Source organism: Bradyrhizobium sp. 172 (genome assembly GCF_023101065.1).
Classification (GTDB): domain Bacteria; phylum Pseudomonadota; class Alphaproteobacteria; order Rhizobiales; family Xanthobacteraceae; genus Bradyrhizobium; species Bradyrhizobium canariense_D.
This window is the reverse complement of sequence record NZ_CP064701.1, coordinates 5,873,683-5,892,533: the sequence shown is the minus strand read 5'-3', so window position 1 is coordinate 5,892,533 and position 18,851 is coordinate 5,873,683. Positions and strand designations below refer to the sequence as shown.

Below are 18,851 nucleotides of genomic sequence, written 5' to 3'. Positions count from 1 at the left end.
GGAACATTCGATATGGGTAAGGTGGTCTTTCTCTATCGCTCTCTGGCTTATCGTAATGCCGCTGCGGACATCCTCCGCAAAGCGCGCAAGCTGCCCCGCGGCGCGGAGCGAAGCGCGGCGTGCCGCTATGCCAAGGCTCTGCGCGATCTCGCCCAAACAGAAGCCTGGCTCGAAGGACGGGTCGCGCGCGAGCCGCAAACGACGCAGCGCAGGAAGAGTGCGGCCTCCGGTTAGCCGGAAGCGCGCTGCAATTCGGCGGAGCTGGCGGCTTCGAAGTTGCCGGGCGCGGTCGTCGCGGCAGTCTTGCGGACCAACGGCACCTCGAGCCGGCACAGCAGACCCTCGGCGCGCCAATCGAATCGCGCCTGCCCGCCGAGCTGGGACTCGACGCTCGCAAGCAGGCTCCGCGTACCAAAGCCGCGGGATTTCGGCGTCATGACGAGCGGGCCGCCGGATTCCTCCCAGGTCAGCGTGAGCAGCTCGTCCTCGACCTGCCAGCCGATTGCGAGCCGTCCCTTCCGCGTCGAGAGCGCGCCATATTTCGCCGAGTTGGTGAAAAGCTCATGCAGCGCCAGCGCCAGCGTCTGGGCGGTTGCCGGCAGCAACTGAACTTCCGACCCCGCCAATTTGATCTGGCCGCCGAGGGAATAGGGCGCAAGCTCCTCGTCGATCAGCTTCGAGAGTTCGGCGCCCTGCCAGCTCGATAGCGACAGGATCGTGTGCACGCGCGCCAGTGCATTGATGCGTCCCTCGACGGCGCTGACATAGGCTTTGACCTCGTCGGCGCGGGTGAGGCGCACGATCGATTGCGCCAGCGCCAGCGCATTCTTGGCGCGATGATCGACTTCCCGCGCCAGGAGAGTCTGCCGTTCCTCGGCGCGCTTGCGTTCGGTGATGTCCACCGTCACGCCGCTGACGCGCATGACCCGACCGCTATCGTCAACCGTGGCGGCGGCCGTGCCGACACACCAGCGCACATCGCCGTCGGGCCGCACGATGCGGAACTCCGTTTCATAGGAGCGCGTGCCCTTGTTGAATTCGGCGATCGCCTTGCGCAACTGATCGACGTCATCCGGATGCAACAGCGCCTGAACGTTGGCCGGATTCACCTCGAAGCTCTCCGGGCCAACACCAAAGATGCGGTATTGTCCCTCGTCCCACATCCAGTCGCCGGTGATCCAGTCCCAGTCCCAGGAGCCCATCTTGCCGGCGGCGATCGCCATGCTGCGCCGCTCTTCGCTCTCGCGCAGCTTTGCTGTGGAATTCTCAAGCTCGGCGGTGCGTGCACGCACGCGGTCCTCGAGGTCCTGATTCAGCCGTTCGAGCTCGCGCGTCTTGCGATAGAGCTCTGCAAACACCTTGACCTTGGCGCGCAGCACCTCCGGCACGACCGGCACCGGGACGTAGTCGACGGCGCCCATCTCGTAGCCGCGCAGGCGGTCGATGTCGCTGACTTGAATGGCCGAGATGAAGATCATCGCGGTCTTCTGGAAGCGCGGGTGCTCGCGGATCATCGCGGCGAGCTCGAAGCCGTCGAGCTCGGGCATGCAGACGTCGACCAGGATCACCGCGATCTCGGTCTTGAGCAGCACCTCCAGAGCCTCGCGACCGGACGAGGCGATCACGAGGTTCTGGCCGAGATCCTTCAGGATCACCTCATAGGCGAGCAGCTTGGCCGGCTGGTCGTCGACGAGGAGGATGTTGACCTTTTCGTGGTCCATACGGGCATCCAACTCAGCGGTGCAGCCACATGCGGATTGCAAGCAGCAATTGATCGGTGTTGACGGGTTTGGCGAGATAGTCGGACGCGCCGGCCTCGAGGCATTTCTCGCGGTCGCCCTTCATGGCCTTGGCCGTCAACGCGATGATCGGAAGACGGGCGAAGGTGGGGTTTTCACGAATGACGCCGATGGTCTGATAGCCATCCATCTGCGGCATCATGATGTCCATCAGCACGATGGCGATCTCCGGGTTGGATTCGACCAGGGCCACCGCCTCGTTGCCAGTCGTGGCCGTCAGCACCTTCATGCCGCGCCGCTCCAGCACGCTCGACAGCGCAAAGATGTTGCGGGCGTCGTCGTCGACGAGCAGGGCGGTCTTGCCGATCAGGTCTTCGTCGGAACTGTTCAGCTTCTCGAGCATGCGCTGCTTCTCGATCGGCAACTCCGTGATCACGCGGTGCAGGAACAGCGCGGTCTCGTCGAGCAGGCGCTCCGGCGATTCCACGCCCTTGACCACGATGCTCCGCGCCATGGTGTGGAGCTCCGCATCTTCCTCGGCCGACAGCTCGCGGCCGGTGAAGACGACCACCGGAACGTTCGAGAGCGCCTCGTCATTGCGGATCTGGTCCAGCACCTCGAAGCCGGTCATGTCGGGCAGGCGCAGGTCGAGCACGACGCAATCACAGGGGTTCTCACGCAGCATCGAGAGCGCGTCGGCACCGGTGCCGGTCGTCACGATCTCGATGTCGTCGTGATGCAGGAGCTCGCGGATCGAGAGCTGCTCGGCCTCGTTGTCCTCGACAATGAGCAGCCGCTTGCGCCGCGGTCGCGCATATTCCTTGATCTGGGTCAGCGCGGCCGAGACACCCTCGGTCGTCGTCGGCTTGTTGACGAAGGAGAAGGCGCCGCGCGCCAGCGCATGCTGGCGGTCCTCGTCGAGCGTGATGATCTGCACGGGGATGTGGCGGGTCAGCGGATTGTGCTTGAGCTGGCTCAACACGGTCCAGCCGAGCATATCCGGCAGGAATACGTCGAGCGAGACAGCCCTCGGCTGGTACTGCTTTGCAAGCTCCAGCGCCTCCGCGCCGCGGGCCGCGACCAGCACCTTGAATCCCTTGTCGCGGGCGAGGTCGACCAACACGCGCGCGTAGTGCGGGTCGTCCTCGACGATCAGGAGGATGCTATCGCCGGGTTCGAGGTTGAGCCGGTCGTCGGGAAGCTGCTCGATCACGCGCTGCGGTTCGGCTGTCGCGGGCTGCAGCGCCGGCGGCTGGCTCTGTTGGGGCGTTGCGCGGGGCGCGAGCGTCGGGCCGGAATATTTCAGCGGCAGGTAAAGCGTGAAGCACGAGCCCTTGCCCGGCAAGCTGCGCAGGTGGATCTCGCCGCCGAGCAGGCTTGCGAGTTCGCGGCTGATCGCAAGGCCGAGGCCGGTACCGCCATATTTGCGACTGGTGCCGGCATCCGCTTGCTGGAACGCCTCGAAGATCAGCTTCTGCTTCTCCAGCGGAATGCCGATGCCGGTATCGGACACTTCGAATGCGATCACGGCCGGCGCCGAGTTCAGCACGGGATGATCCGTGCCCCAGCCGCCGACCGCGGCGGCGACCTTCAGGCGCACTTCGCCCTCGGCGGTGAACTTGAAGGCGTTGGAGAGCAGGTTCTTCAAAACCTGCTGCAGGCGCTTGGAATCGGTGACGAGGCTGCGCGCAAGATTCGGATCGACGTCGATCTTGAACGACAAATTGCGGTTCTCCGCCTCGTGACGGAACGGCCGCCCGACCGTCTCGAGCAGATTCGCGGTCAGGATTTCCTCGGCGTCGACCGTCACCGTACCGGACTCGATCTTGGAAAGATCGAGAATGTCGCTGATGAGATTGAGCAGGTCGGTGCCGGCGCCATGGATGGTGCGGGCGAATTCGACCTGCTTGCCGGTAAGATTGCCGTCCGGATTGTCGGTGAGCTGCTGGCCGAGGATCAGGATCGAGTTCAGCGGCGTGCGCAGCTCGTGGCTCATATTGGCCAGGAATTCGGACTTGTACTTCGAGGTCAGTGCGAGCTCGGTCGCCTTTTCCTCCAGTGCGCGCCGGGCCTGCTCGATCTCCTGGTTCTTGCGCTCGACTTCGACGTTGCGCTCGGCGAGCTGCTGCGCCTTCTGTTCGAGCTGGTCGTTGGTCTGCTGCAATTCGCGCTGCTGGGTCTGGAGCTCGCCGGCGAGCTGCTGCGACTGCTTGAGCAGGCCCTCGGTCTGCATCGTCGCCTCGATCGAGTTGAGCACAATGCCGATCGAGTCCGTAAGCTGCTCCAGGAAGGTCATCTGCGAGGTGGTGAAGGAGGTGAGCGAGGCGAGCTCGATGACCGCCTTGACCTGGCCTTCGAACAGCACCGGCAGCACCACGAGGTTCTTCGGCGCGACGCGAAGCAGCGCCGAATTGATCGGCACCACGTCGGCCGGAATGTCCGCAATCACGCGCGGGCGCCGGTCGAGCGCGCATTGGCCGATCAGGCCGTCGCCGAATGGCAGCACGCGCGGATACGGATAGACGCCGTCGCCGGCATAGGAGGCAAGCAGCAGGAGCCGCGGATTCTCTTCATTCTCGACCTGGTAGATCACGCCGGTATGCGCATTCACCAGCGGCGACAATTCGGTCAGCAGCAGGCGACCGACGGTGGTGAGGTCGCGCTGGCCCTGAAGCATGTTGGTGAATTTCGCCAGATTGGTCTTCAGCCAATCCTGCTCGGTGTTCACGTCCGTCGTGAGACGGAGGTTCGTGATCATCGTGTTGATGTTGTCTTTCAGCTCTGCGACCTCGCCGCGGGCGTCGACCTGGATCGACCGCGTCAGGTCGCCCTTGGTCACGGCGGTCGCCACTTCCGCAATCGCGCGCACCTGCGAGGTGAGGTTGGCTGCCAGCAAATTGACGTTGCCGGTGAGGTCCTTCCAGGTGCCCGCGGCGCCAGGCACGTCGGCCTGACCACCGAGCCTGCCCTCGACGCCGACCTCGCGCGCCACCGACGTCACCTGGTCGGCGAAAGTCGCGAGCGTCTCGGTCATGTTGTTGATGGTGTCGGCGAGCGCCGCGACCTCGCCTTTCGATTTCACGGTGAGGTTCTGCTTGAGATCGCCGTTGGCGACCGCGGTCACCACCTTGACGATGCCGCGGACCTGCTCGGTCAGGTTCGCCGCCATGAAGTTGACCGTGTCGGTGAGATCCTTCCAGGTGCCGGCGACGCCGGGCACCTGGGCCTGGCCGCCGAGTTCGCCTTCGGTGCCGACCTCGCGGGCAACGCGCGTCACTTCGCCGGCGAAGGCATTGAGCTGGTCCACCATGGTGTTGATGGTGTTCTTGAGCTCGAGAATTTCGCCCTTCACGTCGACGGTGATCTTGCGCGACAGGTCGCCGCGCGCGACGGCGGTGGTGACTTCGGCGATGTTGCGGACCTGGGTGGTGAGGTTCGCGGCCAGCAGGTTGACGTTGTCGGTGAGGTCCTTCCAGGTGCCGCCGACGCCGGGCACGACGGCCTGGCCGCCGAGCCGGCCCTCGGTGCCGACCTCGCGCGCGACGCGCGTCACTTCGGCGGCGAAGGAGCGGAGCTGCTCGACCATGGTGTTCAAGGTGTCCTTGAGCAGCAGAATTTCGCCGCGCACGTCCACCGTGATCTTCTTCGACAGGTCGCCGCCGGCGATCGCGGTCGCGACCTCGGCGATGTTGCGGACCTGCGCCGTGAGGTTCGAGGCCATGAAGTTGACGTTGTCGGTGAGATCCTTCCAGGTGCCGGCAACGCCGGGCACCTCGGCCTGGCCGCCGAGCTTGCCTTCGGTGCCGACTTCGCGCGCGACGCGCGTCACTTCACCGGCAAAGCCGTTGAGCTGGTCCACCATGGTGTTGATGGTATTCTTCAGCTCCAAAATCTCGCCACGGACGTCGACGGTGATCTTGCGCGAGAGGTCGCCGCGCGCCACGGCAGTGGTGACTTCGGCGATATTGCGGACCTGGGCGGTGAGGTTGCCCGCCATCGAGTTGACGCTGTCGGTGAGGTCTTTCCAGGTGCCGGCGACGCCGGGCACGTTGGCCTGGCCGCCGAGCCGACCTTCAGTGCCGACCTCGCGCGCCACGCGCGTCACCTCGCCCGCGAAGCGGTTGAGCTGGTCGACCATCGTGTTCAGCGTGTCCTTGAGCTGAAGGATCTCGCCGCGCACGTCCACGGTGATCTTGCGCGACAAGTCGCCGCCGGCGATCGCGGTCGCAACTTCGGCGATGTTGCGGACCTGGGCGGTGAGGTTGCCCGCCATCGAGTTGACGCTGTCGGTGAGGTCCTTCCAGGTGCCGGCGACGCCGGGGACTTCGGCCTGGCCGCCGAGCTTGCCTTCGGTGCCGACTTCGCGCGCGACGCGCGTGACTTCGCCGGCGAAGGCGTTGAGCTGGTCCACCATGGTGTTGAGCGTTTCCTTCAGCTGAAGGATTTCGCCTGACACGTTGACGGTAATCTTCTTCGACAAATCGCCCTTGGCCACCGCGGTCGCGACTTCGGCGATGTTGCGGACCTGGCCGGTCAGGTTCGAGGCCATCGAGTTGACGCTGTCGGTGAGATCCTTCCAGGTGCCGGCGACGCCGCGCACCTGGGCCTGGCCGCCGAGTTTGCCTTCGGTGCCGACCTCGCGGGCAACGCGCGTGACTTCGCCGGCAAAGGCGTTGAGCTGGTCCACCATGGTGTTGATGGTGTCTTTCAGCTCGAGGATCTCGCCGCGGACATCGACGGTGATCTTTTTCGACAAATCGCCGCCCGCGACCGCGGTCGTCACCTCGGCGATGTTACGGACCTGCGCGGTGAGGTTCGAGGCCATCGAGTTGACGCTCTCGGTCAAGTCCTTCCAGGTGCCGGCGACGCCGAGCACGTTGGCCTGGCCGCCGAGCCGGCCCTCGGTGCCGACCTCGCGCGCGACGCGCGTGACTTCGCCGGCGAAGGCGTTGAGCTGGTCGACCATCGTGTTGAGCGTTTCCTTCAACTGAAGGATTTCGCCCGAGACGTTCACCGTGATCTTCTTGGAGAGGTCGCCGCTCGCGATGGCGGTGGCAACGTCGGCGATGTTGCGGACCTGCGCGGTGAGGTTCGACGCCATGAAGTTGACGTTGTCGGTGAGGTCCTTCCAGGTACCGGCGACGCCCGGCACCTGGGCCTGGCCGCCGAGCTTGCCTTCGGTGCCGACCTCGCGCGCGACGCGCGTCACTTCCGAGGCGAACGAGTTGAGCTGGTCCACCATGGTGTTGATGGTGTCCTTCAGCTCCAGGATTTCGCCGCGCACGTCCACCGTGATCTTGCGCGACAGGTCGCCGCGGGCCACGGCGGTGGTGACGTTGGCGATGTTGCGCACCTGTGCGGTGAGATTGCCGCACATCGCGTTGACGCTGTCGGTGAGATCCTTCCAGGTGCCGGCGACGCCTGGCACGATGGCTTGGCCGCCAAGCTTGCCGTCGGTGCCGACCTCGCGCGCCACGCGCGTCACTTCCGACGCAAAGGAGCGGAGCTGGTCCACCATCGTGTTGATGGCTTCCTTGAGCTGAAGGATCTCGCCGCGGACGTCGACCGTGATCTTCTTCGAGAGGTCGCCGTTCGCAACTGCGATCGTCACCTCGGCGATGTTGCGAACCTGGTTGGTCAGGTTGTTCGCCATCGAGTTGACGCTCTCGGTCAGATCCTTCCAGACGCCGGTCACCTCAGGCACCTGGGCCTGGCCGCCGAGCTTGCCTTCGGTGCCGACCTCGCGCGCCACGCGCGTCACCTCGGAGGTGAACACGCCGAGCTGCTTGATCATGGTGTTGACGATGGTCGCCGACTGCAGGAATTCGCCGCGCAGGGGGCGTCCATCGACGTCGAGCTTGACGGTCTGGAGCAGGTCGCCCTGCGCCACGGCTGCGACCGCGCGCGTCACCTCGCGCGTCGGCCACAGCAAATCGTCGATCAGCGTATTGACCGAGCCTTCCATGTCGGCCCAGGAGCCGGAGGCCAGCCCAAACTTCACGCGCTGGCGGGTCTTGCCCTCGCGGCCCACCACCTGGCCGACCAGTTCGAGCTGCTGCGCCATGCGCTGATTGGCGGCGATGATGTCGTTGAAAGTGTCGGCGAGCTTGCCGTCGATGCCGAGATAGTCGCCGCTCATGCGCACGGAGAAATCGCCGTTGCGCATGGCCTGCAGGGCGAGCAGCAATTCTGCCCGGGAATCGGGCTCCGACATGCCGTTGGTTTTTGGCTTTGGAACGCGACGACCGGAACGTGATGCAGATCCGGGATCGAGGTCGCTCATAATTTGTCCCCCGCAGGCGTCAGCCGATTCCCAGGCAAGACGCGGATTATCAAAATAGAGCGTCAGCCAAATTCGAAATCAAGCGCCAACGTTACGGCGCCAGGACGTGGAACCTGCTTTGCTCAGCCCGATTAACATAATAGCGATACCTCGGAATGGTTCCATTGGGTTCCTGATTTCTGCCGAGGGAAGACACCTTGGGGGCCCGTTCGGGCGTTCCGGAACTGACCGCTGGTCCTGCTGTTAGCCTCGAATACAGGGAGAGCGCACATGAAAGCAGGATTTGCCGTGATCGGGACCGTGATGTTGTTGGCTGGATCGGCGTTCGCACAAGGCGGCGCGCCCAGCGGCCGTGGTGCGGTGACCGGCGACCCCGCCGCAAGCTCCGCCACCCCACGCGCGGACACACCAACTACGGGTGCGTCGACCCGGTCCAATCCCAGCGGTAGCGGCACCTCGACTTCGGGCGGCAAGGATGACAATGGGGATGCCGGCCGGGACCGGATGCCGGAGAGCGACCGCACCGTGCGGCCGGAGAGCCAGCAAAGTCGTCCGAACAATAAATAAACGGCTACTTGTCTGCCATGGTGCGCTCGGCTTCTTTGACCTGTGAGCGCAACAGTGGGAGCTGCTCGCGCGCGAATGTTGCAAGCGCGGCATTGTCGGGCGCCTTCAGATAGCGCTCGAGCAGGTCGATCACCGATTCATACTCGGGAATCTGCGCGGCATAGAAGCTTCTGACGAAAGTCGGTCCGTCCGAAGTTTCGGGCTCGACCCGGCTCGCGCTCGCCGAGGTCGTCTTGGCGACGCGCGGTTCGGTGCCGATCGTCTCCTGAATCTGTTTCAGGGCCTTGTCGCGCCGGGCTGCTTCTTCGGCGCGCAGGGCGGCGAGGTTCTTGACCTCGGCATTGCCCTTCAGGTCGGTGCTCTCCAGCAAGCCCTGCTGAAAGCGGCTGAAAGTGTAGAGGTCGCTGATGGTCTCGGTTGCGGTCGGCGTGCTGCCGGTCGGCCGTCGCTCTCCGGTGCTGTCGGCAAGCGGTGCAGTGCTGATGAACGCCAAAACCATCGCGAGAAGAATCCGCATGGACGTCCAATGGCGGACGGCGGTCGAAAGTTCCGCAGATGTTACGATCCGGTAAGGGCGGTTGCGACGCGTCGGTTCCGTCCCCAATTCATGTTGATGAAACAGTCCGAGATCTTCAGGGATAACGCCGACAACTGCCTCCAGCTCGCCGAGAGGGCCGAAGCACAGCCGGCACACAATCGTTTTCTGCGCATGGCGAATGCGTGGACGGCACTTGCCGACGAGCAGGATTGGCTCGACGGCGAGGTGCCGCCCGTTCCAACGCGCAGGCCTCAAAAGCAGGATGCGTAATTCTGTCGTGTTCGTGGATCTGCGTGTGAGACTGCGCACGGACAACAAGCAGGATCATTCGTAACAGTCGATCGCGTTGATTTCCTATTTCAGGAGGTTTTTGCAATGGCTCCACGTCTGGCTCTTCTTTCGCTCATCCTCGCCTTTGGCGTGTCGGTCGCGTTCGCCACCGTGACGACAGTGCGGCAGGTGCATCACGAAAATGCATCGACCCCGGTGCACTCAGCGCACAGTTAGCAGTCTGATCTCGCGGGTCGGAACCTTCGACGCTCCGGCGCGTAAGCGCTTCGAGACAGCAAAGAGGCGAGAGCTATCATGGCCCATTCCGACCAAGGCATCATCAGAGATCAGCGCGGTGAACAGCAGCCGCGGGACAAGCAGCGTGCGCAGACCGTGCACAAGTCGGAGCCAAAGGGCTCGCCCTCTCGTGAGGCCACGCGCGATCCCAAGCTGAACGACAACAGCAAGACGCCCGGTTCCGGCATGGCGCCCGATGATTCCGGCGACGCGCCGAGCGGCTAATTCCTTCAGGAACGAATTCGCACGCGAAGAGTCGAGGGATTGCTTCCGGTTGTCATGCCCCCGGTGATCCGGAAGTAATCTCCAAGGACGGCCCTGGCACCCCGTGCCGGGGCCGTTTGCTTGAGCATCAGGCTGGACTAATCCTCGGAGCCGCGCTCGGGATGCGGTTGCGTATGGCCGTCCGGGCCGCGCCCGAAAACTCCGAACCTGCTCGATTTGACATTCGCCCCTGCATCGACTGCGGCGGTGGCCAGTCCGAGCTTCAGGAGCTCGCGCACGGCCGCGGCTCGCGTCGGCATGCGATGTTTGAACCGGAAGTCGTCCACCGCGGCCAGTTCTTCCGGTGACAGCATGACCTGGAGCCGCTCGGCGCGAAGGTCGTTCATGATCAATCACCCAAAATGAGCAAGTTGAGTAGTTTACTCAACGAACTCATTCGGCCGCGGTTCCACAAGATGCGGCTATGACGCCAAGTTAGCCAGAAAATATAATGAAATCAATAATTTATGTGATGCAAGGATCCTTTGACAGGTGTATGCTCCCGGCAAATGGGAGAGACGTCATGACGAACGAAGTCAGATTGCCCCGCACACATGTCGAAGAGAGCGAAGCACCCAGGCCGGTGCGCCCCAGCCACCAGAAGGTCATCGAGCAGGTCGAGCGCTGGGCCAACAGCCCGGGCCTTCAACCGCCGAGATTGCAGCCGTCAATGCATGCCAAGGCGGGCTAACGCTTCGTAAGGGGAGAACCCTTTGCTGATGGCGAATGGGCTGACCGGTGCGGTTTGCGGGAGACGATGCGCAGCTTGCGCCTGAGCCCCCAGGCCAATACCGAAACCACGGCCCAAGCTATCAACGCGGCGGCGAAAGCGCCCGGAACGCTTGCGGCCACGGTAACATGAAAGACGGCGGCGAATGCCAGGAGACCGATGCTTCCCCAGGCGGCACCAGCCGCGTCGAGCCCGGCGGCCTCTTGTCCGCGGCGCGTGCCGCTGAGGCCGGCCTTCTCCTTGGTGCGGCGTTCATGGCTTTCGACCAGCGTTGCGCTCGCGCAGAAGATGGCGGGAAGCGCAAGGAAAAGTCCGCCGACGGAAACACCGAAGCGCGCTCCCAGAACCCCCGTGAGCACGGTCGCCAGGCCACCGAGCAGGAAACGAATGCCGTATTCGTACCAGCGCGTCTGCTTCAGCGCGGAGAGCGACAGCTTGACCGGCATCAGGCCGCACCTCCAAAGCCGGCGAGCAGGCCGAAGGCGACCGCAAGCCACACGATACCAGCAAGGACGGTCGCCGGCAGCGCGGACACACAGTATCTGATCAGCAGATGGCAGACGACGACGCTGTAGCAGCCGAGCGCGACCGCGCCATAGATCATCGTCCAGCTTTCTGCCGCGGCGTATTGCGGGCCGTGCTGGACGACGGCGATGCCGAGCGTCGCCAGTGCAACTGACGGTGCTGCGCCGAGCAACCCCGCAAAGCTTTTGGGTTTGAGCATATCGCCCAAGATCGCAAAAGCGGAGACGATGATGCCACCGGCGATGAAGCGCACGACATATTCGGTCATGGCCGTTTCCGCCAAGTGAGCTGCTTGCGCAACGATTGCGTCAGTGTCCATGGCCGCAAGAGTCTCTCTACGGCCGCGCCCAGCGCAAAGCCTGCGACGACGTCGCTTGCCCAATGCGCGAGTACCGCAATCCGTGTCAGCGAAAGTGCGACCGCAATCGCACGCACCAACCGACGCGGCGTTTTTGGCAGCAGGCCCGCCGCCGAGGCAAGTGCGCCCATATGGACCGCGTGACCGGACGGGAAGGCGTCGCGCGCCTGTCCTGAGATGGGTACTCCATGTCGGTGTCCGCGTATGGTCAGCCGGTCTGGCCTGGTCTGATCGAATATGGATTTCAGGACATGCGGGAGGACGGCAGTCGCCAGCGACACGGCCAGAACGTGATTTGCAACGGGGCGCTGTTGGGGCTGCCAAATATGAGTGTAGAGCCACCCTGCCGCGGCCAGCGCGAGCAGCACGTGCTCGTCGGCAGCCCAGGTCAATGTCTGCGCCGTGTGCTCGATGCCTGAATTGGTGTGATCAGCGATCGTATCCGCGATCGCGGTGTCGATCCGGCTAGGTTTAACCTCTACTAATGCCATCGGTCTGCAAGCGTGATGTCCTTCATGACAGTTTTGTAAAGCCCGGAGACAAAGAAGGTTCCTGGGCTCTGCCTCGTGGCATAAGTCTGCCGCGCCGACTACGGCTGTCCCGATCCACCAGCGGACCCATACACCTAGCCGGTCGCATTGCTCGCGTCGGCCGCGGCACGCTGCACATAAATCGAGGCCAGTTCGGCGGGCTGGCCGGAACGGCCGAGCGGCGTCATGCCTCCGCTGTCGAAGAGGCCAGCGAAGCAGCAGCGAGCGTTGCGCTCGCCGCTTGGACGACGTGCCGGCGGGATACTGAAGTCTTGTCGTGATGTGTCATGACGATCTCCGCGATCTTCGATCTCACTGCGCGGAGACAGGCATCGTTGCAAAACGAGAGGACGCCGGTAGGGCCGGCGTCCTCGTAAGATGTTTACTTGGTCTGACCGACGCTCGGCGCCTTGCCGAGCTCCTTGGCCATGTCGAGATGGTGCTTGAGCGCCGGCAGCGTCTTGCCGGCCCAATCCTTCAGGTCGGAATTGTCGCCGCCCTTGGCGTAACGCTCGAACAGCGAGACCGCGTCCTCATGGGCGCTGACCTGGTACGAATTGTAATCCGAACTGAAGTCCTTGCCATTCGCGCTCTTGAGCTTGTCGAGTTTGCTCTGATGCGAGCTGTCGAGTGCTGTCGGCAGCGTCGCCTGCACCTTGCCGCCGCTGACAAGGCCCTTAAGTTCGCTGCTGGTCTTGGTGTGGTCGGTCACCATCTGTTGCGCAAAGGTCTTCTCCTGCGCGTTGCCTTTCTGCTCGGCAAGCTTGCTCGACTCGAGCTCGAACATATCGCTGATGGCGACTTCCTTGACGAAGTCGGCGGTGGCGGGCGCGACGCCGAGCGCCGAGTTGACGCCGGTTTTCTCGCCGAGCGACTGGGCGAGTGCGGGGCCTGCGAGCAGCACGCAAGCAGCTGCGATAATCATTCGTTTCATGGTCCGATCCCTCCGAATGGGCGCGCAGCCTCTCGCCGCGCGACGTTGCGCCCACCAACACACTGCAGCGGCCGGAGTTCCTAACGGCTAATCCGTCGGTCTCCGCCCGCTCCGCGGGTTGATTGGATCGGTAGGCTTGCGCCGAAGCCGTTCGGGCAGAAATGGCTCGCTCGGCGTGGCAGTGGCCTCGGCACGCACGTCTGCATGGCGTTGTGCCCGTTCATGCGGCGTCCGGTTGTCGTTGATCTGCCGCTTCACGTCGAGGCCATCCACGGGATCGTTGACGCCGTGCTGGATATCGCGGAAATCGCTCATGCTTCACCTCATTCGTTTCCAGGTAGGATCTTTTCCAGCACCTGCCGCGCCGCCCCCTTGATCACTCCGCTCTCGTTGGGATCGCCCTTCAGCAGCGCAAGCGAGAAGTTCTTGGCCTGCTGCAAGGTGATGTGCGGCGGCAGCGGCGGCACTTCGGGATCGGTCTTCACCTCCAGCACCACCGGCATCTCGCTCGCCAGCGCCTGCTCCCAGGCCGAGCCCAGCAGCCGCGGGCTGTCGACATAGATGCCGGAGAGGCCGATCAGTTCGGCAAAGCGCGAATAGGACACGTTTGGTATGCGCTGCGATGCCTCGAATTTCGGATCGCCGTTGATGACGCGCTGCTCCCAGGTCACCTGGTTGAGGTCTTCATTGTTGAAGACGCAGACGATGAAGCGCGGATCCTTCCAGTCGCGCCAATACTTGGCGGCGGTGATCAGCTCGGCCATGTTGTTCATCTGCATCGCGCCGTCGCCGACGAGTGCGATCACCGGGCGGTCGGAATGGGCGTATTTCGCGGCGAGCGCATAGGGCACCGCGGCACCCATCGAGGCGAGCCCGCCTGAGAGCGAGGCCGTCATGCCGCGGCGCATCTTCAGGTCGCGCGCGAACCAGTTGGCGCAGGAGCCGGAATCGCTGGTGACGATGGCGCGGTCGGGCAGGCGCGGAGACAGCTCCCAGGCGACGAGCTGCGGATTGACCGGTGCTGCGGGCTGATGTGCCCGATCATCGAGCGTCTTCCACCATTTCGCGACGTCGTCCTGGATACCCTGGCGCCAGGCGCCATCGCTCTTGGGTTTCAGTCGCGGCAGCAGGGCGCGCAGCGTCTCGGCGGCATCGCCGACGAGGCCGACCTCCATGGGAAAGCGGATCGACATCATGCTGGCGTCGATGTCGATCTGCACGCCGCGCGCCGCGCCTTCCTTCGGCAGGAATTCGGCATAGGGAAAGGCGGAGCCGACCATCAGCAGTGTGTCGCATTCCATCATCATGTTGTAGCTGGGTTCGGTGCCGAGCAGGCCGATCGAGCCGGTGACCCACGGCAGATCGTCGGGGAGCGCCGCCTTGCCGAGCAGCGCCTTGGCGCAGCCGGCGGACAAGCGGTCGGCGACCGCGATCACCTCCTCGGTGGCGTGGAGCGCGCCGGCGCCGATGAGCATCGCGACCTTCTTGCCGGCATTGAGCACCTCGGCGGCACGGTCGAGGTCAGCGTCACGAGGCTTGATGCTTGGAGCGCTATAGCCAATGCCGGAGTGCAGAGTGCCGTGAGCGCGCGGCGGGTCCTCGTAGGGCTCCTCCTGGATATCGTTGGGCAGGATGATCACCGTTGGCGTCCGCCGGGCCAGCGCGATCCGGATCGATCGATCGATCAGATGCCGGATCTGCGCCGGCGAGGAGGCCTGCATGACGTAGGCGCCAGCCACATCCTTGAACATCGAGACGAGATCGAGTTCCTGCTGATATTGCCCGCCCAGCGCATTGCGTGCCTGCTGGCCGACGATCGCGAGCACGGGCTGGTGATCCAGCAGGGCATCGTAGAGCCCGGTGATCAGATGCGAGGCGCCGGGGCCCGAAGTTGCGATACAGACCCCGAGTTGGCCAGAGAACTTCGCATAGGCGCTCGCCATGAAAGCGGCCATCTCCTCATGCCGGGTCTGAACAAAGCCGATCTTGCCCTCAGCACGCTGAAGGGCTCCGAACACGCCGTTGATGCCATCGCCAGGATAGCCAAAGAGGTGGCGCACGCCCCATTGATGCAGACGTTGAACGATGAAGTCGGAGACGGTCTGGGACATCAAGGGCGGCCCTTCGTTTTCCGGTATTTGGTTTCCGGGATTTGAAGTTGAGAGAACCACCCGTTTCCGGCGATGTTCCTCAAGTCTGACGGAACATGCCGGAACGATCGCGCACCTCTTCGGGTTGTCTCCACAACTGGCTGAGTGGAGAATTGAGATGTTGAATCAGGGTGAACTGGACCAAAACGAGATGGGTCGGTTGATCGGCAGCGACAAGGTCGAGGGAACATCGGTCTACGGTGCCGATCGCAACAAAATCGGCTCGATCGAACGCGTGATGATCGACAAGATCAGCGGCAAGGTGTCCTACGCCGTGCTCGGCTTCGGCGGATTTCTGGGCCTCGGCAACGACCACTATCCGCTGCCGTGGCAGTCGCTGAAATACGACACGGAGCTCGGCGGTTACGTCACCGGCATCACCACCAAGGAACTGGAAGGCGCGCCCAAATACGGCGAACGGAGTGATTGGAACTGGGGTGATGACGCCGCGGTTCGCGGGATCAACTCCTATTACGGTGTCCCCTTCGCGTAAGCGTTTCCAACGAAAGGAAGCTCGATGAGCAAGGAATGGCCTAACGACGATCCCCGGCAGCAGAGCGACTGGGGTTCGCACAAGCAGACGGACAAGCCCTGGAAGGGCACTCCGGAAAAGGAGCAGGAATCGGACGAGGTGAAACCCGATCTCGAGAAATGGCACGCGACGAAGACGCACTGAGACCGGGTGCGCTTCCCATGAGATATCGAGGCGAGCGCGGCATGCACTGTGCCGCGCTCGCTTTTTGGGCAGGCGTTCACGAACGCGATGGTGCTCGCAACAAGCGGAACCATGATCAGGAGTTGCAGTTGGGCTCGCGGCGCGTGTGCCGGCCTTGGCGGCTCTGCCGCCAGTTTGATCCCCGAGAAAGGTGTTCACCGTGGATGCTCAAACACGGGAGCGTGGACCGTCCGCGGAGCAGCCGCAGAGGGCGAAGGAAGCTCCGAAGATATCTCCTGATCAGGCCCGTGACGCCACGGACTCGAAGCCGGCCAAGGCGCCGTCGCTGCGAGAGCGGATTCGCGAGCATTGGTTGCTGGCAAGCGTTGGCACCATCGTCTTGCTCGCGGCCCTTATCGGCGGAGTGCTCTATTGGCTCCAGGTGCGCCACTATGAATCCACCGACGATGCCTTCGTCGCCGCGCGCAGCTTTTCCGTGGCCTCCAAGGTTGGCGGCTACGTGACCGACATACCCGTGACGGACAACCAGCATGTCAAAGCCGGGGACCTTCTCGCCAAGATCGACGAGCGCGACTATCGCATCGCCATCGATCAGGCCAATGCGCAGGTCGCGGTCGCCAGGGCGAACATCGCCAATGTCGAGGCGCAGATCGTCTCCCAGCAGGAGCAGATCAAGCAGGCGGAGGCGCAGCTCGAACAGGCCCAGGCCCAGCTTCAGTTCTCGCAGGAAGAATTCGCGCGCGCCCAGGATCTGGTCGAGAAGGGCGCCGGCACCGTGCAGCGCCAGCAGCAGACCCGCTCCGATCTTCAGGCGCAGCAGGCCAACACGGAACGCGCGAAGACCGCTGTGACGGCCGCGCAGGTCGGCATCAAGACGCTGCAGGCGCAGCTCGAGGGCGCCCGGGCGCAGCTCCAGCAGTCGCAGGCGCAGCTCGATCAGGCCAAGCTGAACCTGCAATATACCAGCGTGGTTGCGGCGCAGTCCGGCCGCGTCGTCAAGCTCAGCGGCGCCAAGGGCACTTTCGTGACAGCCGGACAGAGCCTGATGATGTTCGTGCCTGACGAGGTCTGGATCGTCGCCAACTACAAGGAGACGCAGCTCAACGACATGCGGCCGGGTCAGCCGGTCGAGATCCGCATCGATGCCTATCCCGCGCGCAAGCTCACCGGCCATGTCGACTCCGTGCAGCCGGGCTCCGGCACCGCGTTCAGCCTGTTGCCGGCGGAGAACGCCACCGGAAATTACGTCAAGGTGGTGCAGCGCGTGCCGGTGAAGATCGTGGTCGACAGCTGGCCGGCCGATCTGCCCGTTGGTCCCGGCATGTCGGTCGTGCCCTGGACCAGGGTGCGATGACCGACACGGCGCAGGGCAGTGCATCCGCGGGCGGCTGGTCGCCGGAGCGCTCGGCGGCGGGCGGTCATAATCCCTATCTCATCGCGTTCGTCGTCTCGATCGCGACCTTCATGGAGGTGCTCGACACCACCATTGCCAACGTTGCCTTGCGCCACATCGCCGGTGGGCTTGCCGTCGGCATCGACGAGAGCACCTACGTCATCACCAGCTATCTCGTCGCCAACGCCATCGTGCTGTCGATCTCGGGCTGGCTGTCGACCGTGATCGGCCGCAAGCGCTTCTACATGATGTGCGTTGCGATCTTCACGGTCTCCTCGCTTTTGTGCGGCTTCGCCTGGAATCTGCAGGCGCTGGTGCTGTTCCGAATCCTTCAGGGCCTTGGTGGCGGCGGCATGGCGACCAGCGAGCAGGCGATCCTCGCCGACTCCTTCCCGCCGCACAAGCGCGGCCAGGCGTTCGCGATCTATGGCGTCGCGGTCGTGGTCGCGCCCGTGGTCGGTCCGACGCTCGGCGGCTGGATCACCGACACCTACACCTGGCACTGGGTGTTTCTGATCAACGTCCCCATGGGATTGCTGTCGCTGTTCCTGGTCGGCACGCTGGTCAAGGAGCCCTCGGGCGCGGAGGAGGAGAGGGAGAAGCTGCTGAGCAAGGGCCTGCGCGTCGACTATGTCGGCTTCCTGCTGGTCGCGATCGGGCTCGGCTCGCTCGAATACGTGCTGGACGAGGGCCAGCGCAACGACTGGTTCGGCTCGAACATGATCGTGTTCTTCGCGGTACTTTCGGCCATGTCACTGCTTGCGCTGATCCCGTGGGAGCTGACGCGGGAGGATCCCATCGTCGATCTCCGCCTGCTGGGCCGTCGCCAGTTCGCCGCCTGCTTCCTGGTCATGCTTGCGACCGGCGCGGTGCTGATCTCGACGACACAGCTTTTGCCGCAACTGCTCCAGAGCGATTTGAACTACACCGCCATGCTGGCCGGTCTCGCTTTGTCGCCCGGCGGCGTCGCGACCCTGGTGCTGATGCCAGTGGTCGGCCGCCTCGTCAGCAGCGTGCAGCCGAAATATCTCATCATGTTCGGTGCCGCCATCGTCGCCTTCTCGATGTGGCATCTCACGGGCCTTACCGGCGATATCACCTACGGCTATGCCGCGATGTCGCGGATCTTCCTCGCGCTCGGTCTTCCTTTCCTGTTCCTGCCGGTCACGACCGCGTCCTATGACGGTGTGCCGCCCGACAAGACCAACCAGGCGTCGGCGCTGATCAACGTCGCCCGCAATATCGGCGGCTCCATGGGCGTCGCGCTGGCGCAGACAATTCTGGCGCAGCGCCAGCAATTCCACCAGAGCCGCCTGATCGAGCACGCCGCGCCATCGGACCTCGGCTATCAGCAGACCATCGAGATGATGACCCGCTTCTTCCAGGCTCAGGGCTCGAACGCGAGTGATGCAGCCTCGCAGGCGGTCGCCTGGGTTGGGCGCACCTTGCAGCAGCAGGTCGATTTGCTCGCTTATATCGACGTGTTCTGGACGCTCGCGATCATCGCGGTGCTGATGATCCCGACCGCCGCGGCGCTGCGCCCGATCAAGCTGGGCGCTCCCGCGCGGGGGCATTGAGCCTACGGCCGTTCTGAGAG

At 63.9% G+C, this 18,851-nt stretch carries 19 protein-coding genes and 1 pseudogene; 9 read left to right on the top strand and 11 right to left on the bottom strand.

The window, feature by feature from the left end; genetic code table 11:
- The first annotated feature begins 12 nt into the window (after window positions 1-12).
- Complete coding sequence (locus IVB07_RS28305; protein WP_018456200.1) at window positions 13-234, top strand: hypothetical protein; 222 nt, start codon at window positions 13-15, stop codon at window positions 232-234.
- On the opposite strand, the gene IVB07_RS28300 is transcribed toward IVB07_RS28305, so the two are convergent.
- Together IVB07_RS28300 and IVB07_RS28295 are read right to left on the bottom strand one after the other, a co-directional pair.
- Window positions 231-1,721 carry an HWE histidine kinase domain-containing protein gene (locus IVB07_RS28300; RefSeq protein WP_018456201.1) on the bottom strand — a complete coding sequence of 497 codons (1,491 nt, stop codon included), beginning with the start codon at window positions 1,719-1,721 and terminating at the stop codon, window positions 231-233. The two genes, IVB07_RS28305 and IVB07_RS28300, sit on opposite strands and share 4 nt — an antisense overlap.
- 13 nt (window positions 1,722-1,734) lie before the next feature.
- Complete coding sequence (locus IVB07_RS28295) at window positions 1,735-8,022, bottom strand: HAMP domain-containing protein (protein WP_247363566.1); 6,288 nt, start codon at window positions 8,020-8,022, stop codon at window positions 1,735-1,737.
- A 270-nt stretch (window positions 8,023-8,292) separates the two neighbouring features.
- Between IVB07_RS28295 and IVB07_RS28290 the strand changes: the two genes are divergently transcribed.
- Window positions 8,293-8,589, top strand: a complete 297-nt coding sequence (locus IVB07_RS28290) for a hypothetical protein (protein ID WP_026233105.1) — start codon at window positions 8,293-8,295, stop codon at window positions 8,587-8,589.
- 4 nt (window positions 8,590-8,593) lie between these two features.
- On the opposite strand, the gene IVB07_RS28285 is transcribed toward IVB07_RS28290, so the two are convergent.
- Window positions 8,594-9,106 carry a DUF4142 domain-containing protein gene (locus tag IVB07_RS28285; RefSeq protein WP_247363557.1) on the bottom strand — a complete coding sequence of 171 codons (513 nt, stop codon included), beginning with the start codon at window positions 9,104-9,106 and terminating at the stop codon, window positions 8,594-8,596.
- Between the two features lie 96 nt (window positions 9,107-9,202).
- Between IVB07_RS28285 and IVB07_RS28280 the strand changes: the two genes are divergently transcribed.
- Entirely contained in the window at window positions 9,203-9,397 is a 195-nt protein-coding gene (locus IVB07_RS28280) for a hypothetical protein (RefSeq protein WP_026233106.1), read from the top strand.
- Window positions 9,398-9,712: 315 nt separating this feature from the next.
- A complete protein-coding gene (locus IVB07_RS28275) occupies window positions 9,713-9,919 on the top strand; it encodes a hypothetical protein (RefSeq protein ID WP_007594775.1) in 207 nt (68 codons plus the stop codon).
- Window positions 9,920-10,056: 137 nt separating this feature from the next.
- On the opposite strand, the gene IVB07_RS28270 is transcribed toward IVB07_RS28275, so the two are convergent.
- Window positions 10,057-10,305 (bottom strand): hypothetical protein, encoded by a 249-nt coding sequence (locus tag IVB07_RS28270; RefSeq protein WP_018456205.1) that lies wholly within the window; start codon window positions 10,303-10,305, stop codon window positions 10,057-10,059.
- Window positions 10,306-10,481: 176 nt separating this feature from the next.
- Between IVB07_RS28270 and IVB07_RS28265 the strand changes: the two genes are divergently transcribed.
- On the top strand, window positions 10,482-10,649 hold the full coding sequence (locus tag IVB07_RS28265; protein WP_162847273.1) for a hypothetical protein: 168 nt from the start codon (window positions 10,482-10,484) through the stop codon (window positions 10,647-10,649).
- Here the strand turns inward: IVB07_RS28265 and IVB07_RS28260 are convergent.
- From IVB07_RS28260 to IVB07_RS28230, 7 genes and pseudogenes are all read right to left on the bottom strand, one after another.
- Window positions 10,646-11,134, bottom strand: a complete 489-nt coding sequence (locus IVB07_RS28260) for a DUF3147 family protein (protein ID WP_018456207.1) — start codon at window positions 11,132-11,134, stop codon at window positions 10,646-10,648. The two genes, IVB07_RS28265 and IVB07_RS28260, sit on opposite strands and share 4 nt — an antisense overlap.
- Window positions 11,134-11,481, bottom strand: a complete 348-nt coding sequence (locus IVB07_RS28255; RefSeq protein WP_018456208.1) for a DUF3147 family protein — start codon at window positions 11,479-11,481, stop codon at window positions 11,134-11,136. The genes IVB07_RS28260 and IVB07_RS28255 overlap by 1 nt, the downstream gene beginning before the upstream one ends.
- Window positions 11,478-12,062 carry a phosphatase PAP2 family protein gene (locus tag IVB07_RS28250; protein ID WP_018456209.1) on the bottom strand — a complete coding sequence of 195 codons (585 nt, stop codon included), beginning with the start codon at window positions 12,060-12,062 and terminating at the stop codon, window positions 11,478-11,480. Before IVB07_RS28250 ends, IVB07_RS28255 begins: the two co-directional genes overlap by 4 nt.
- A gap of 134 nt (window positions 12,063-12,196) precedes the next feature.
- A pseudogene (locus tag IVB07_RS28245) lies at window positions 12,197-12,295 on the bottom strand (NAD(P)-dependent oxidoreductase); the annotation flags it as partial.
- A gap of 188 nt (window positions 12,296-12,483) precedes the next feature.
- Window positions 12,484-13,035: a DUF4142 domain-containing protein gene (locus IVB07_RS28240; RefSeq protein WP_026233107.1), complete on the bottom strand. Its 552-nt coding sequence runs from the start codon at window positions 13,033-13,035 to the stop codon at window positions 12,484-12,486.
- Between the two features lie 87 nt (window positions 13,036-13,122).
- Window positions 13,123-13,350 (bottom strand): hypothetical protein, encoded by a 228-nt coding sequence (locus tag IVB07_RS28235; protein WP_018456212.1) that lies wholly within the window; start codon window positions 13,348-13,350, stop codon window positions 13,123-13,125.
- Between the two features lie 8 nt (window positions 13,351-13,358).
- A complete protein-coding gene (locus IVB07_RS28230; protein ID WP_018456213.1) occupies window positions 13,359-15,146 on the bottom strand; it encodes a thiamine pyrophosphate-requiring protein in 1,788 nt (595 codons plus the stop codon).
- 157 nt (window positions 15,147-15,303) lie between these two features.
- On the opposite strand from IVB07_RS28230, the gene IVB07_RS28225 reads away from it, so the two are divergent.
- The 4 genes from IVB07_RS28225 to IVB07_RS28210 all read left to right on the top strand — a co-directional run bounded on the left by IVB07_RS28225 (window position 15,304) and on the right by IVB07_RS28210 (window position 18,831).
- Window positions 15,304-15,678 (top strand): PRC-barrel domain-containing protein, encoded by a 375-nt coding sequence (locus IVB07_RS28225; protein WP_007594753.1) that lies wholly within the window; start codon window positions 15,304-15,306, stop codon window positions 15,676-15,678.
- 24 nt (window positions 15,679-15,702) lie between these two features.
- Window positions 15,703-15,861, top strand: a complete 159-nt coding sequence (locus tag IVB07_RS28220) for a hypothetical protein (protein WP_247363555.1) — start codon at window positions 15,703-15,705, stop codon at window positions 15,859-15,861.
- A 199-nt stretch (window positions 15,862-16,060) separates the two neighbouring features.
- Window positions 16,061-17,215 carry an HlyD family secretion protein gene (locus tag IVB07_RS28215; RefSeq protein ID WP_026233108.1) on the top strand — a complete coding sequence of 385 codons (1,155 nt, stop codon included), beginning with the start codon at window positions 16,061-16,063 and terminating at the stop codon, window positions 17,213-17,215.
- Window positions 17,212-18,831, top strand: a complete 1,620-nt coding sequence (locus tag IVB07_RS28210; RefSeq protein ID WP_018456216.1) for a DHA2 family efflux MFS transporter permease subunit — start codon at window positions 17,212-17,214, stop codon at window positions 18,829-18,831. Before IVB07_RS28215 ends, IVB07_RS28210 begins: the two co-directional genes overlap by 4 nt.
- The last annotated feature ends 20 nt before the right edge of the window (window positions 18,832-18,851 follow it).

Coding starts and splice junctions, on each gene's coding strand:
- IVB07_RS28305 (WP_018456200.1), top strand. CDS start 13: ATGGGTAAGGTGGTCTTTCTCTATCGCTCTCTGGCTTATCGTAATGCC.
- IVB07_RS28300 (WP_018456201.1), bottom strand. CDS start 1,721: ATGGACCACGAAAAGGTCAACATCCTCCTCGTCGACGACCAGCCGGCC.
- IVB07_RS28295 (WP_247363566.1), bottom strand. CDS start 8,022: ATGAGCGACCTCGATCCCGGATCTGCATCACGTTCCGGTCGTCGCGTT.
- IVB07_RS28290 (WP_026233105.1), top strand. CDS start 8,293: ATGAAAGCAGGATTTGCCGTGATCGGGACCGTGATGTTGTTGGCTGGA.
- IVB07_RS28285 (WP_247363557.1), bottom strand. CDS start 9,106: ATGCGGATTCTTCTCGCGATGGTTTTGGCGTTCATCAGCACTGCACCG.
- IVB07_RS28280 (WP_026233106.1), top strand. CDS start 9,203: ATGAAACAGTCCGAGATCTTCAGGGATAACGCCGACAACTGCCTCCAG.
- IVB07_RS28275 (WP_007594775.1), top strand. CDS start 9,713: ATGGCCCATTCCGACCAAGGCATCATCAGAGATCAGCGCGGTGAACAG.
- IVB07_RS28270 (WP_018456205.1), bottom strand. CDS start 10,305: ATGAACGACCTTCGCGCCGAGCGGCTCCAGGTCATGCTGTCACCGGAA.
- IVB07_RS28265 (WP_162847273.1), top strand. CDS start 10,482: ATGACGAACGAAGTCAGATTGCCCCGCACACATGTCGAAGAGAGCGAA.
- IVB07_RS28260 (WP_018456207.1), bottom strand. CDS start 11,134: ATGCCGGTCAAGCTGTCGCTCTCCGCGCTGAAGCAGACGCGCTGGTAC.
- IVB07_RS28255 (WP_018456208.1), bottom strand. CDS start 11,481: ATGACCGAATATGTCGTGCGCTTCATCGCCGGTGGCATCATCGTCTCC.
- IVB07_RS28250 (WP_018456209.1), bottom strand. CDS start 12,062: ATGGCATTAGTAGAGGTTAAACCTAGCCGGATCGACACCGCGATCGCG.
- IVB07_RS28240 (WP_026233107.1), bottom strand. CDS start 13,035: ATGAAACGAATGATTATCGCAGCTGCTTGCGTGCTGCTCGCAGGCCCC.
- IVB07_RS28235 (WP_018456212.1), bottom strand. CDS start 13,350: ATGAGCGATTTCCGCGATATCCAGCACGGCGTCAACGATCCCGTGGAT.
- IVB07_RS28230 (WP_018456213.1), bottom strand. CDS start 15,146: ATGTCCCAGACCGTCTCCGACTTCATCGTTCAACGTCTGCATCAATGG.
- IVB07_RS28225 (WP_007594753.1), top strand. CDS start 15,304: ATGTTGAATCAGGGTGAACTGGACCAAAACGAGATGGGTCGGTTGATC.
- IVB07_RS28220 (WP_247363555.1), top strand. CDS start 15,703: ATGAGCAAGGAATGGCCTAACGACGATCCCCGGCAGCAGAGCGACTGG.
- IVB07_RS28210 (WP_018456216.1), top strand. CDS start 17,212: ATGACCGACACGGCGCAGGGCAGTGCATCCGCGGGCGGCTGGTCGCCG.